At 73.2% G+C, this 12,422-nt stretch carries 14 protein-coding genes; 9 read left to right on the top strand and 5 right to left on the bottom strand.

Annotated features, from left to right (window positions below; all coding sequences use genetic code 11):
- Positions 1-102: 102 nt before the first annotated feature.
- The 5 genes from BX283_RS11795 (at position 103) to BX283_RS11775 (ending at position 5,731) form a co-directional block, all read left to right on the top strand.
- The gene (locus BX283_RS11795) at positions 103-1,476 is read left to right on the top strand and encodes a CitMHS family transporter (protein WP_101387577.1); all 1,374 of its coding nucleotides are present in this window, start codon (positions 103-105) and stop codon (positions 1,474-1,476) included.
- Between the two features lie 185 nt (positions 1,477-1,661).
- Positions 1,662-2,279 carry a hypothetical protein gene (locus tag BX283_RS11790; protein WP_101387576.1) on the top strand — a complete coding sequence of 206 codons (618 nt, stop codon included), beginning with the start codon at positions 1,662-1,664 and terminating at the stop codon, positions 2,277-2,279.
- Positions 2,266-3,042 (top strand): class F sortase, encoded by a 777-nt coding sequence (locus tag BX283_RS11785; RefSeq protein WP_101387575.1) that lies wholly within the window; start codon positions 2,266-2,268, stop codon positions 3,040-3,042. Before BX283_RS11790 ends, BX283_RS11785 begins: the two co-directional genes overlap by 14 nt.
- A 173-nt stretch (positions 3,043-3,215) precedes the next feature.
- Positions 3,216-4,610, top strand: coding sequence for an aldehyde dehydrogenase family protein (locus BX283_RS11780; protein ID WP_101387574.1), 1,395 nt, complete (start codon positions 3,216-3,218; stop codon positions 4,608-4,610).
- A 41-nt stretch (positions 4,611-4,651) separates the two neighbouring features.
- A complete protein-coding gene (locus tag BX283_RS11775) occupies positions 4,652-5,731 on the top strand; it encodes a Zn-dependent alcohol dehydrogenase (protein WP_180357133.1) in 1,080 nt (359 codons plus the stop codon).
- On the opposite strand, the gene BX283_RS11770 is transcribed toward BX283_RS11775, so the two are convergent.
- The 3 genes from BX283_RS11770 to BX283_RS11760 all read right to left on the bottom strand — a co-directional run bounded on the left by BX283_RS11770 (position 5,728) and on the right by BX283_RS11760 (position 8,164).
- The gene (locus BX283_RS11770; protein WP_101387573.1) at positions 5,728-6,687 is read right to left on the bottom strand and encodes a DMT family transporter; all 960 of its coding nucleotides are present in this window, start codon (positions 6,685-6,687) and stop codon (positions 5,728-5,730) included. The genes BX283_RS11775 and BX283_RS11770 overlap by 4 nt on opposite strands.
- 76 nt (positions 6,688-6,763) lie before the next feature.
- On the bottom strand, positions 6,764-7,459 hold the full coding sequence (locus tag BX283_RS11765) for a helix-turn-helix transcriptional regulator (RefSeq protein WP_101387572.1): 696 nt from the start codon (positions 7,457-7,459) through the stop codon (positions 6,764-6,766).
- 18 nt (positions 7,460-7,477) lie between these two features.
- Entirely contained in the window at positions 7,478-8,164 is a 687-nt protein-coding gene (locus tag BX283_RS11760; RefSeq protein WP_257582593.1) for a TetR/AcrR family transcriptional regulator, read from the bottom strand.
- A gap of 95 nt (positions 8,165-8,259) precedes the next feature.
- Between BX283_RS11760 and BX283_RS11755 the strand changes: the two genes are divergently transcribed.
- The 3 genes from BX283_RS11755 to BX283_RS11745 all read left to right on the top strand — a co-directional run bounded on the left by BX283_RS11755 (position 8,260) and on the right by BX283_RS11745 (position 10,480).
- Positions 8,260-9,411 (top strand): acyl-CoA dehydrogenase family protein, encoded by a 1,152-nt coding sequence (locus BX283_RS11755; RefSeq protein ID WP_101387570.1) that lies wholly within the window; start codon positions 8,260-8,262, stop codon positions 9,409-9,411.
- A gap of 89 nt (positions 9,412-9,500) precedes the next feature.
- Complete coding sequence (locus BX283_RS11750) at positions 9,501-9,788, top strand: YiaA/YiaB family inner membrane protein (protein ID WP_101387569.1); 288 nt, start codon at positions 9,501-9,503, stop codon at positions 9,786-9,788.
- A 62-nt stretch (positions 9,789-9,850) separates the two neighbouring features.
- A complete protein-coding gene (locus BX283_RS11745; protein ID WP_101387568.1) occupies positions 9,851-10,480 on the top strand; it encodes a TetR/AcrR family transcriptional regulator in 630 nt (209 codons plus the stop codon).
- 58 nt (positions 10,481-10,538) lie between these two features.
- Here the strand turns inward: BX283_RS11745 and BX283_RS11740 are convergent, their stop codons facing one another.
- On the bottom strand, positions 10,539-11,000 hold the full coding sequence (locus BX283_RS11740) for a MaoC family dehydratase (RefSeq protein ID WP_101387567.1): 462 nt from the start codon (positions 10,998-11,000) through the stop codon (positions 10,539-10,541).
- Positions 11,001-11,128: 128 nt separating this feature from the next.
- On the opposite strand from BX283_RS11740, the gene soxR reads away from it, so the two are divergent.
- The gene (gene soxR, locus BX283_RS11735) at positions 11,129-11,629 is read left to right on the top strand and encodes a redox-sensitive transcriptional activator SoxR (protein ID WP_101387566.1); all 501 of its coding nucleotides are present in this window, start codon (positions 11,129-11,131) and stop codon (positions 11,627-11,629) included.
- 75 nt (positions 11,630-11,704) lie between these two features.
- On the opposite strand, the gene BX283_RS11730 is transcribed toward soxR, so the two are convergent.
- Positions 11,705-12,316: a hypothetical protein gene (locus tag BX283_RS11730; protein WP_101387565.1), complete on the bottom strand. Its 612-nt coding sequence runs from the start codon at positions 12,314-12,316 to the stop codon at positions 11,705-11,707.
- Between the last annotated feature and the right edge of the window lie 106 nt (positions 12,317-12,422).

Raw genomic sequence — 12,422 nt, 5'->3', positions numbered from 1 at the left:
CTCACAGGTCAACATCTTGTTAACGCCGGAACGGCCGCCCTAACGTCATCCGCACCGCCAGCCCCCTGGCGGGAGTTCAAGGGTGAACGTTAGGTGTCCTCCATGCTGACCGTCCTCGGCTTCACCATGATCGCGACCTTCCTGGTGCTGATCATGCTGAAGAAGCTGTCGCCCATCGCGGCGCTGGTTCTGATCCCCGCCCTCTTCTGCGTCTTCGTGGGGAAGGGCGCCCACCTCGGCGACTACGTGGTCGAAGGCGTGGGCAAGCTCGCGCCGACCGCCGCGATGCTGATGTTCGCGATCATCTACTTCGGCGTGATGATCGACGTCGGCCTCTTCGACCCGATCGTCCGGGGCATCCTGCGGTTCTGCAAGGCCGATCCGGTGCGGGTGGTCGTCGGTACGGCGGTGCTCGCCGCGATCGTCTCCCTCGACGGCGACGGCTCGACCACCTTCATGATCACGGTCTCCGCGATGTATCCGCTCTACAAGCGGCTGGGGATGAGCCTCGTGGTGATGACCGGCGTCGCCGCCACCGCCAACGGCGTGATGAACACCCTGCCCTGGGGCGGCCCCACCGCCCGCGCCGCCACCGCCCTCAAGCTCGACGCCACCGACATCTTCGTCCCGATGATCCCGGCCCTCGCGGTCGGCCTCGTGGCGGTCTTCGTCCTCGCGTACGTCCTCGGGCGCCGCGAGCGCAAGCGGCTCGGCTACCTCACGCTGGACGAGGCCCTGGAGCCGGAGAGCGAGACGGTCCTGGTGGTGGCGGGCGGCTCCGAGGCGCCGCGCCCGGGCACGGGCGGCGCGGCCGACCTGCCCGAGGCCGCCGACTTCCCGGGGCTGGACCCGCGGCGCGCGACCCTGCGCCCCAAGCTGTACTGGTTCAACGCGGCCCTCACCGTGGTGCTGCTCACCGCCATGATCATGGAGTGGCTGCCGATCCCGGTGCTGTTCCTGCTGGGCGCGGCGCTCGCGCTGACCGTCAACTTCCCGCACATGCCGGACCAGAAGGCGCGGATCGCCGCCCACTCCGACAACGTCGTCAACGTGGCGGGCATGGTCTTCGCCGCCGCCGTCTTCACCGGTGTCCTCAACGGCACCGGCATGGTCAAGCACATGGCGGACTGGCTGGTCGGGGCCGTCCCCGAGGGCATGGGCCCGCACATGGCGCTGGTCACCGGCGTCCTGAGCCTGCCGCTCACGTACTTCATGTCCAACGACGGCTTCTACTTCGGCGTCCTGCCGGTCCTCGCGGAGGCCGGTGCCGCGCACGGCGTCTCCCCGGTGGAGATCGCCCGCGCCTCGCTGGCCGGCCAGGCGCTGCACATGTCGAGCCCGCTGGTGCCCGCCGTGTACGTCCTGGTGGGCATGGCCAAGGTCGAGTTCGGCGACCACACCCGGTTCACGGTGAAGTGGGCGGCACTCACCTCGCTGGTGGTCCTCGGCGCGGGCATCCTGTTCGGGACCGTCTGAGGCAGGGGCCTCTGAGGCGGGGTCGTCCGAGGCGGGGCGCCCGGTGCCGGGCACCGGGCGCGCTGCGCCGGACGGGCGATATCGGGCGGCCCGTCCGGCGCTGCTCCGCCGTTTCGCCGCGCGGGTGTGAAAGAGAGTCAGACGAAAGGTCGATTTATATGACAATCTGACTCAAAGGAAAGTGCATGTCTGCCTTCTCACCCCCGCGTCCCACCGTCCGCCGCCCGGCCGCCACCGCCCTCGCCCTGGGGCTCGCGGGAGCCGCCCTGGCCGGGGCGCCCGCCGCGTACGCCGCCCCCGGCGACAACGGCGACGTGAAGATCCACAGCCTGGGCGTTCGGTTCATCGACCAGCGCGACGAGCCCAAGGTCTGCGGGTTCTACCTCGACGCGTTCAACTTCGACGTCGCGCAGGGCATCACCTGGTCCATCCAGACGCAGCCGCTCAGGGCGGGCGGCGCCACCCTCAACGGCGCCATCACCCTCGCCGCCGGCGTCGGCCACACCCTGCCGCTCTCCCTCCCGAACGGGCAGTACAAGCTCACCTGGAACATCACCGGCGGCAAGGGCGCGGGCAAGCACAAGGTCTTCAAGGTCGACTGCCCCCCGGTCAGCAATCCGCCCGGCGCGAGCACCGGCGGCCCCCACGGCGGGCCGAACGCCGGCGGCGGCGGCCTGGCCGGGACCGACGGGGTCACCGACGGCGTCTCGCCGGCCGCGGGCATCGCGGCCCTCGGCCTGGTCGGGGTCTCCGGGGTGCTGTTCGTCCGACGGCTGCGCCGCCGCCCCCATGGCGCCGCGTAGCGGTTCCCCCAGGCCCTTCCACCGCACCCGCGCCTACCGGCTGACGCGGACGGCGGCGCTGGCCGCGACCCTCGTCGTCGGCGGCGTCTGGTGGGCCCAGGACGACGGGTCGGTCGCACCGGTCGCCATGGGCACTGTGGGGGCCGGGGGCGCGGCGACGCCCTCGGCCCCCACGGGGGCCGACGGGGACAAGCAGGCCCCGGGGGCGCCCGCGGCCCCGGCCGTGCCGGGCGCCAAGGCGCCCGCCCCGGGCGGGCGCGGCAGGTTCGCCGGGCACGCGGCGCCCGCCCGTCCGCCCCGGCCGCTGCCGCCGTCCCGGGCGACCGGCCTCGCCATCCCGTATCTGAGCCTGAAGGCACCGGTCGTCGGTCTCGGGCTCGACCGGGCGCGGCATCTGGCCACCCCGCCGGTCGACGACCCCAAGCTGGTCGGCTGGTACCAGGGCGGGCCCACCCCGGGCGAGGCCGGCACCGCCCTCGCCGTCGGCCACCGCGACACCCGCACCGGGGCCGCCGTCTTCGCCAACATCTCCATGTTGAAGCCCGGCAGGCTGGTCGAGGCCCGGCGCGCCGACGGCCGCGTCGCCGTGTACACGGTGGACGCGGTGCGCAAGTACGACAAGGCGCACTTTCCCAACGAGGAGGTGTACGGCCCGCGGAACCGGCCGGAGCTGCGGCTGATCACCTGCGGCGGGAAGTTCGACCGCAAGAAGGGCTACGAGAGCAACGTCGTCGTCTTCGCCCACCTGACCGCCGTCCGGTGACCACTGCCCGGTGACCACTGCGCGGTGACCGCCGTCCGGGGCCCGGGCCCGACCGCATAGCCTCCTCCTGACGCCCGGGCACTGGCCGGGCGGCCCCTGGTGCCGGAAAACTACCGGCGCTAGTTTGGGTCCCCGGACCCGGGCTCAGGCCCCCCAGGCTCAGGAGGAGTGCGATGAACGCCCACGACGGGATGTACATAGGCGGCCGGTGGACGCCCGCTTCGGGCGGCGACACCATCGCCGTGGTGAACCCGGCGGACGAGCAGGTCATCGCCCACGTCCCGGCGGGCACCGCCGAGGACGTCGACGCGGCGGTGCGCGCGGCCCGCGCGGCGCTGCCCGGCTGGGCCGCGACCCCGCCCGCCGGGCGCGCGGCCCTGATCGCCGCCCTGCGGGACCGGCTCGCCGCCCGCAAGGACGAGATCGCGGCCACCGTCACGGCCGAGCTCGGCGCGCCCGAGCAGTTCGCCCAGCAGGTGCACGTGGGCCTGCCGATCGCGGTCGCCGGTTCGTACGCCGAACTCGCCGCCGCGTACGGATTCGAGGAGCGGATCGGGAACTCCACGGTCTTCCACGAGCCGGTCGGCGTAGTCGGCGCGATCACGCCGTGGAACTACCCGCTGCACCAGATCGTCGCCAAGGTGGCCCCCGCCCTCGCGGCGGGCTGCACGGTCGTGCTCAAGCCCGCCGAGGACACCCCGCTCACCGCCCGGCTCTTCGCCGAGGCGGTGCACGAAGCGGGGCTGCCCGCCGGGGTGTTCAACCTGGTCACCGGCCTCGGCCCGGTCGCGGGCCAGGCGCTGGCCGCGCACGAGGGGGTCGACCTCGTCTCCTTCACCGGCTCGACGGCCGTGGGCCGGCAGATCGGCGCCACGGCGGGCGCGGCCGTCAAGCGTGTCGCCCTGGAGCTCGGCGGCAAGTCCGCCAACGTCATCCTGCCCTCCGCCGACCTCGCCAAGGCGGTCGCCGTCGGCATCGCCAACGTCATGAGCAACGCGGGCCAGACGTGCAGCGCCTGGACCCGGATGCTGGTCCACACCGACCGGTACGAGGAGGCGGTCGAGCTCGCCAAGGCCGCCGTCGCCAAGTACCCGGCGGGCGACCGGGTCGGCCCGCTGGTCAGCGCCAGGCAGCGGGAGCGGGTGCGCGGCTACATCGCGAAGGGCGTCGAGGAGGGCGCCCGGATCGTCGCGGGCGGCGCGGAGGCCCCGCTGGAGCAGGGGTACTACGTGGCGCCGACCGTCTTCGCCGACGTCGAACCCGGGATGACCATCGCCCAGGAGGAGATCTTCGGCCCGGTCGTCTCGCTCATCCGGTACGAGGACGAGGACGACGCGCTGAGGATCGCCAACGGCACGGTGTACGGGCTCGCGGGCGCGGTCTGGGCCGGGGACGAGGCCGAGGCGGTCGCCTTCGCCCGGCGGATGGACACCGGGCAGGTCGACATCAACGGCGGCCGGTTCAACCCGCTGGCCCCGTTCGGCGGGTACAAGCAGTCGGGCGTCGGCCGCGAGCTCGGCCCGCACGGCCTGAGCGAGTACCTCCAGACCAAGTCCCTCCAGTTCTGACACCTCGTCGTTTCGCATCACTCATTCCCGGGAGCAGCATCGTGGTCCGCGCCGCAGTCCTTCCCTCCGTCGGCTCCCCGCTGGAGGTCACCGAGATAGCACTCCCCGAGCCCGGCCCCGGCCAGGTGCGGGTCCGCCTCGCCGCCGCCGGGGTCTGCCACTCCGACCTGTCGCTCTCCAACGGCACCATGCGCGTCCCCGTCCCCGCGGTCCTCGGCCACGAGGGCGCGGGCACGGTCGTCTCCGTCGGCGAGGGGGTCACCTCGGTGGCACCGGGCGACGGCGTGGTCCTCAACTGGGCGCCCTCCTGTGGCAGTTGCCACCCCTGCTCGCTCGGCGAGGTCTGGCTCTGCGTGAACGCGCTGACAGGTGTGGGCGCGGTGTACGCGCGCACCGCCGCCGGGACCGAGCTCCACCCCGGCCTCAACGTCGCCGCGTTCGCCGAGGAGACGGTGGTGGCCGAGAACTGTCTGCTGCCGCTGCCCGAGGGCATCCCGCTCACCGAGGCCGCCCTGCTCGGCTGCGCGGTCCTCACCGGCTACGGCGCGGTCCACCACTCGGCGAAGGTGCGCGAGGGGGAGACGGTCGCGGTGTTCGGCGTCGGCGGCGTGGGCCTGGCCACCCTCCAGTCGGCCCGGATCGCGGGCGCCGCGCGGATCGTGGCGGTCGACGTCTCCCCGGCCAAGGAGGAGCTGGCGCGGCGGGCGGGCGCCACCGACTTCGTCGTCGCCTCGGAGACGACCGCCAAGGACATCCGCAAGCTGACCGGCGGCCACGGGGTGGACGTGGCCGTGGAGTGCGTCGGCCGGGCGGTGACCATCCGTACCGCCTGGGAGTCCACCCGGCGCGGCGGGCGCACCACGGTCGTCGGCATCGGCGGCAAGGACCAGCAGGTCTCCTTCAACGCCCTGGAGATCTTCCACTGGGGCCGTACGCTCTCGGGCTGCGTCTACGGCAACAGCGACCCGGCGCGCGACCTGCCGGTGCTGGCCGAGCACGTCCGGGCCGGGCGCCTGGACCTGGGCGCGATGGTCTCGGAGCGGATCGGCCTGGACGGGATCCCGGCCGCGTTCGACAACATGCTCGCGGGCAAGGGCGGCCGGGCGCTGGTGGTCTTCTAGCCCGCGTCCGCCGCGGCGGCGGCCACGATCGCGCTCCCGCTCCCCGGTTCCGTACGTCCGGTACGGCGCCGGGGACGGGAGCGCGACACCGCGACCCCCGCGAGGCAGAGCGCGCCGCCGACCAGGGTGAGCCACGCCGGGACCTCGTCCAGGACCAGCCAGGACATCAGCACCACCAGCGCGGGCACCACATAGGTGGTCGCGCCCAGCCTGCCCGCCGTCGTACGGGCCAGGGCGTAGGCCCAGGTCGTGAAGGCGAGCGCGGTCGGGAAGACCCCCAGATAGACCATGTTCAGCGTCGCCGGGAGCGGCGCGTCGGCGGCGTCCGACACCAGCTGCCCGCTGAACGGCAGACAGACCACGGCCCCCACCAGACAGCCGAAGAAGGTCACTTGGAGCGCGCTGCCATGGGCGAGCGCGGGCTTCTGCGCCACCACACCGGCCGCGTACGTCACCGCCGCGAGCAGGCACAGCGCCACCCCGAGCACATTGGCGCCGCCCTCGCCGGACATCGACAGGCCGACGGCGACCGCGCCCGCGAACGAGACGCCCATGCCCGCCACCAGCCGGGGCGGCAGCCGCTCCCCGAGGAACCGGGCGCCGAGCAGCGCGATCAGGATCGGCCCGATGTTGACGACCATCGCGGCCGTGCCCGCGTCGACCTGCTGCTCGCCCCAGTTGAGCACCACCATGTAGAGGCCGAACCACAGCAGCCCCGATACGGCTATGCCGCGCCAGGCGGCGCGGGGCGGGAGCCCCTCGCGCCGGACGGCGAGGAGCGCGCCGAGCACGGCGGTGCCCGCGAGCAGTCGGCCCAGGGCGAGCGCCCCCGGGGAGTAGGCGTCACCGGCGCTGCGGATCGACACGAAGGCCGAGGCCCACAGCACCACGGAGACCCCGGCGGCGGCGAGGGCGAGCCGCTCCGAGCGGCGCCCGGTGTGCGAGGAGTTCGTCATGCGTCGAACGGTACGGCCGGAACCGTTCGGCGCTCACCGAATTATTCGCCGCCGCCCCCGGCTTTCCCGGCCCTGGTCACCGCAGGCTCGCCTTCTCGATCCCGAGCAGCTCGCCCAGGGCCTCCTCGCCCTCCGGCGTCACCCGGACCGCCCGCTCCGAGCCGATCCGTACGCACCACCCGGCGTCCAGCGCGTGCGCGCACAGCACGGCCCCGGCCACCCCGGCCAGATGGGGGCGGCGCTCGGTCCAGTCCAGGCACGAGCGCACCAGCGGGCGCTTGCCCTTGTGGTCGAGGGTGAGCCCCAACTCCCCGTACCAGCGCACCCCTTCGCGCGTCAGCGCGAATCCGGCGTCCTGGGTGAGCAGCCCCCGTACCGTCATCGCGTCCGTGACGGCCATGCCGAGGCGGCCGGCGAGGTGGTCGTAGCAGGTGCGCCCACGGGCCATCGCGCTGCCCGCCGACGCGGCCCGCAGGCTCCGCGCCGGGGCGGGCGCCGTACGGGCCGCCAGCTGCTCGACGAGGTGGGCGACCCCGGCGTCGGCCAGGCGTACGTACCGGTGGCGGCCCTGCCGCTCCTCCGAGAGCAGGCCGCCCGCCACCAGTTTGCCCAGGTGCTCACTGGCCGTGGAGGGGGCGACCTTCGCGTGCCGTGCCAGCTCCCCGGCCGTCCAGGCCCGTCCGTCGAGCAGCGCCAGGCAGAAGGCCGCCCGGGTCTCGTCGGCGAGCAGCGAGGCGAACGCGGCGAGCCCTGATCCCGCTGTGGTGGTCATACCTCCAGGATGCCGCCGTCACCGTTCGGCGGGGGCCGAATCGTGGGCGGCGGTCCGGCGGGGCAGCGCGTCGTACTGCGCCTGGAGCCCGTCCAGGAGCGCCCGCAGGCCGGTGTCGAACGCGCCCTCGTCGATCTCCTCCTGCCGCTCGGCCAGCAGATGGGCCTGGCCGAGGTGGGGGTAGTCGGCCGGGTCGTACGCCGTCTCGTCGTCCACGAAGCCGCGGGCGAAGGAGCCGAGGGCCGAGCCCATGACGAAGTACCGCATCAGCGCGCCGATCCGGGTGGCCTGCGCGGGCGGCCAGCCCGCCGCGACCATCGCGCCGAACACCGCGTCCGCGAGCCGCAGGCCCGCCGGGCGGCGGCCGGGGCCCTGGGCGAGCACCGGGACGATGTTGGGGTGGCGGGTGAGGACCGCGCGGTAGGCGACGGCCCAGTCGTGCAGTGCGGTGCGCCAGCCGCGGGCGTCGCCCGCCTCGAACATCGACAGGTCGACCTGTGCGGAGGTCGCGTCCGCGACCGCCTCCAGGATCTCGTCCTTCGTCCGGAAGTGGTTGTAGAGGGAGGGCCCGCTCACGCCCAGCTCGGCGGCGAGGCGGCGGGTCGAGACGGCCGCGAGCCCTTCGGCGTCCACGAGCGCGCTGGCCGCCGCGACGATGCGGTCGTGGCTGAGGAGGGGCTTGCGCGGTCGGGCCATGCGGCACATAGTAGGCCTGCGCCTGGAAAACTAGCAGCGCTAATTAAAGGGCGGCCGACCGGACTGCCGGGCCGCCCTACCGGACCACCTGGGGTGCGAGCGACATGAACCTGGAGCTGAGCGAGGAGCAGGCCGCGGTGCGGCGGCTCGCCGAGGACTTCGTCGCCCGCGAGGTCACTCCGTACGCCGCCGCCTGGGACCGGGCCGAGAGCGTCGACCGGTCGATCGTGAAGAAGCTGGGCGCCCTCGGGTTCCTCGGGCTCACCGTCCCCGAGGAGTACGGCGGCTCGGGCGGCGACCACCTCGCGTACTGCCTGGTGACCGAGGAGCTGGGGCGCGGCGACTCGTCGGTGCGCGGCATCGTCTCCGTCTCGCTCGGCCTGGTCGCCAAGACGGTCGCGCACTGGGGCAGCGAGGAGCAGAAGCGGGCCTGGCTGCCGCGGCTGACCTCCGGCGAGGCGCTCGGCTGCTTCGGTCTGACCGAGCCCGGCACCGGCTCGGACGCCGGGAACCTCGCCACCCGCGCGGTCCGCGACGGCGGCGACTACGTCATCAACGGCTCCAAGATGTTCATCACCAACGGCACCTGGGCCGATCTGGTGCTGCTGTTCGCCCGCACCAACGACACCCCCGGCCACCGCGGCGTCTCCGCCTTCCTGGTGCCGGCCGACGCCCCCGGTCTCAGCCGCCGCCCCATCCACGGCAAGCTCGGCCTGCGCGGCCAGGCGACCGCGGAGGTGGTCCTCCAGGACGTGCGCGTCCCCGCGGGCGCGCTGCTCGGGCCCGAGGGCAAGGGCTTCTCGATCGCCATGTCCGCGCTGGCCAAGGGACGGATGTCGGTGGCGGCGGGCTGTGTGGGCATCGCCCGGGCGGCCCTGGACGCGGCGGTCGGGTACGCCGGGCAGCGCGAGCAGTTCGGCCGGTCCATCGCGCACTACCAGCTGGTCCAGGAGCTGATCAGCGACATCTCCGTGGACGTGGACGCGGCCCGGCTGCTGACCTGGCGGGTGGCCGATCTCATCGACCGGGGCGAGGAGTTCGCCACCGCCGCCTCCAAGGCGAAGCTGTTCGCCTCCGAGGCGGCGGTGCGCGCGGCCAACAACGCCCTTCAGGTGTACGGCGGTTACGGCTACATCGACGAGTACCCGGTCGGCAAGCTGCTGCGCGACGCGCGCGTGATGACGCTGTACGAGGGCACCAGCCAGATCCAGAAGCTGATCATCGGCAGGGCGGAGACGGGCGTCTCGGCGTTCTGAGGCCCCGCGTTCTGGCTCCCGGCGTTATGAGTACGTCCTGAGTACGCGAGCGGATGTGGCCCCGGCCACATCCGCCGCATGCTGTGCCCATGAGTGAGACACCGGTCAAGCAGCAGAACACGGCCGCGTACTACGGACAGGCCGTCGCGTCCTTCGCCGTCGCCATCAGCGCCACCGCCATCGGCATCGCCCGGCTCCAGGCCGACGCCTGGGTGCGCGCGTTCCTCGGGATAGCCGTCCTCTACCTCGTCACCTCCGCCTTCACGCTCGCCAAGGTGGTCCGCGACCGCCAGGAGGCCGGGCAGATCGTCAGCCGGGTCGACCAGGCCCGCCTGGAGAAGCTGCTCGCTGAGCACGACCCGTTCCAGAAGCTGTAGGGCACGCTCTAAGCGCTTGCTCACCTTCGGGGTATGGTGTTCGTCCGAAGGAAGGGGCAGCGATGGACGCGGCTGAGCAGACGGTGGGCGGCGAGGACAAGCCGTGGGGCGAGGTCACGCCCGAGGCCGCCCGGAGGCTGCTGGTCGCCGCCGTGGAGGCGTTCGCGGAGCGCGGCTACCACGCCACGACGACCCGTGACATCGCGGGCCGCGCCGGGATGAGCCCGGCCGCGCTCTACATCCACTACAAGACCAAGGAAGAGCTGCTCCACCGGATCAGCAGGATCGGCCACGACAAGGCCCTGGAGATCCTGGAGACGGCGGCGGCCGCTCCCGGCACCGCCGCCGACCGGCTCGACGGCGCCGTCCGCTCCTTCGTACGGTGGCACGCCGGGCACCATATGACCGCCCGCGTGGTGCAGTACGAGCTCGACGCGCTCGGCGCCGAGCACCGCACCGAGATCGTGGGCCTGCGCCGCCGCAGCGACGCCGCCGTGCGGCGCATCCTCAACGACGGCGTGGCGGCGGGCGAGTTCGACGTCCCGGACGTCCCCGGCACCACGCTCGCGGTCCTGTCGCTCTGCATCGACGTGGCCCGCTGGTTCAACACGGAGGGCCGCCGCACCCCGGACGAGGTCGGCGCGCTCTACGCGGACCTGGTGCTGCGGATGGTGGGGGCGCAGCCCAAGTAGCGGCTCGCGAGGCGGCTCGGAAGAGCCCGCTCGGAAGGGGCTGCTCGGCAGGCGCCGCTCAGAAGAAGTACCGCGACACCGACTCCGCCACGCACACCGGCTTCTCGCCGCCCTCCCGCTCCACCGTGACCTTCGCGGTCACCTGGACGCCGCCGCCCGCCTCCTCGACGTTCGTGAGCACGGCGGTCGCGCGCAGACGGGAGCCGACCGGGACCGGGGCGGGGAAGCGGACCTTCTCCGTGCCGTAGTTGATGCCCATCTTCATGCCCTCGACGCGCAGCACCTGCGGCACCAGGGCCGGCAGGAGCGAGAGCGTCAGATAGCCGTGCGCGATCGTCGTCCCGAACGGGCCCGCCGCGGCGCGCGCCGGGTCGACGTGGATCCACTGGTGGTCGCCGGTGGCGTCGGCGAAGAGGTCGATGCGGTGCTGGTCGATCTCCAGCCAGTCGCTGTACCCGAGCGGCTCGCCCACTCCGGCCTTCAGCTCGTCGGCGGAGGTGAAGATCCTCGGCTCTGCCATGCCCGGTTCCTGCCTCTCTCGCATGCTTCGGCTGCCTTTGCGCCTCCACTGTCCAAGCGCTTGCTCAGCATGCTGGGGGCGGTGCCCGCTGTCAACGGTGATCTCACCCGCGCAGTAGGGTTCGAGGGGTGCCGCAGATTCCAGAGAAGGTCCATGAGCTCACGGTCGGCCAGCTGTCCGCCCGAAGCGGGGCCGCCGTTTCCGCCCTGCATTTCTACGAGTCCAAGGGTCTGATCAGCAGCCGCCGCACCTCGGGCAACCAGCGCCGTTACGGCCGTGACGTGCTGCGCCGGGTCGCCTTCGTGCGGGCCGCCCAGCGCGTGGGCATCCCGCTCGCCACCATCCGGGACGCCCTCGCCGAACTCCCCGAGGAGCGCACCCCGACCCGTGAGGACTGGGCGCGGCTCTCCGAGACCTGGCGCTCCGAACTCGACGAGCGCATCAAGCAGTTGAGCCGCCTCCGCGACCACCTCACCGACTGCATCGGCTGCGGATGCCTGTCCCTGGAGACCTGTGTCCTGTCCAACCCGGACGACATCTCCGGCGACCGCCTCACCGGCTCGCGGCTGCTGCCCGAGCGCAAGAAGAAGCGGGCCGCGGCCGAGGCCCCGTCGTGCGAGACCTGTTAGCCGTACGGGACGTGCTCCCGCCGACATCGCGGGGGCGGCCCCCGCGGCCCTCGGCCGCATCCGCCCCCGCGTGTCTCATGCCACCGATGCCAGCGCCTCGCGCCGTACCGACTTGGCGCGCACCAGCGCCTCGGCGGTGAGCACCGGCTGCGGCACCAGGATTCCGCAGCCCGTGCAGACCGGCCCGCACCACGGATCGTGGGCCAGGTCCCGCTGCCACACCAGCGCCCGCCCGCCGCACACCGGGCAGCCCGCGCCCGGCACCGTCCGCAGGGCCGCGATGATCCGGCCGAGCACCTCGGCCAGCGGCTGGACGGGATGCACCGACGGGTCGTCGCACCAGGCCACCCCGAAACCGCCCCAGGTGCGCCGGTGCCAGTCGTCGAAGGAGCCCGGGATCCGCAGGCCGGCGTGCTTCTCACGCTTCCTGCGGGCCGCGAACTCCGCTTCGTATCCGAGCCAGACGGCCCGCGCCGCCTCCAGCTCGTCGAGCGCGGCCACCAGCCGCGCCGGATCGGGTGCCCGGTCCTCGGGCCCGATGCCATGCCTCACACACAGATGGTCCCAGGTCGCCCGGTGTCCATAAGGGGCGAACCGCTCAAGGCACTTGCGCAGCGAATACCGGCGCAGTGCGAGATCGTTCCCTGGGTCGCGCACCTGTCTCGCAAGGCTGCGGAAACCAGCCATGGCCCTGCCACCTCCGTCGCTCACTACTTCGGCGAATGCTCGGCGTCGAGGAATGGACGTACGGCTACCCGATCCGGCTCCATCGAAAATCCGATGGGCCCCATCA

Source organism: Streptomyces sp. TLI_146 (genome assembly GCF_002846415.1).
Lineage (GTDB): Bacteria > Actinomycetota > Actinomycetes > Streptomycetales > Streptomycetaceae > Streptomyces.
Note: the sequence above shows the minus strand (reverse complement) of the source record. Positions and strands in the feature narration are given on the sequence as shown.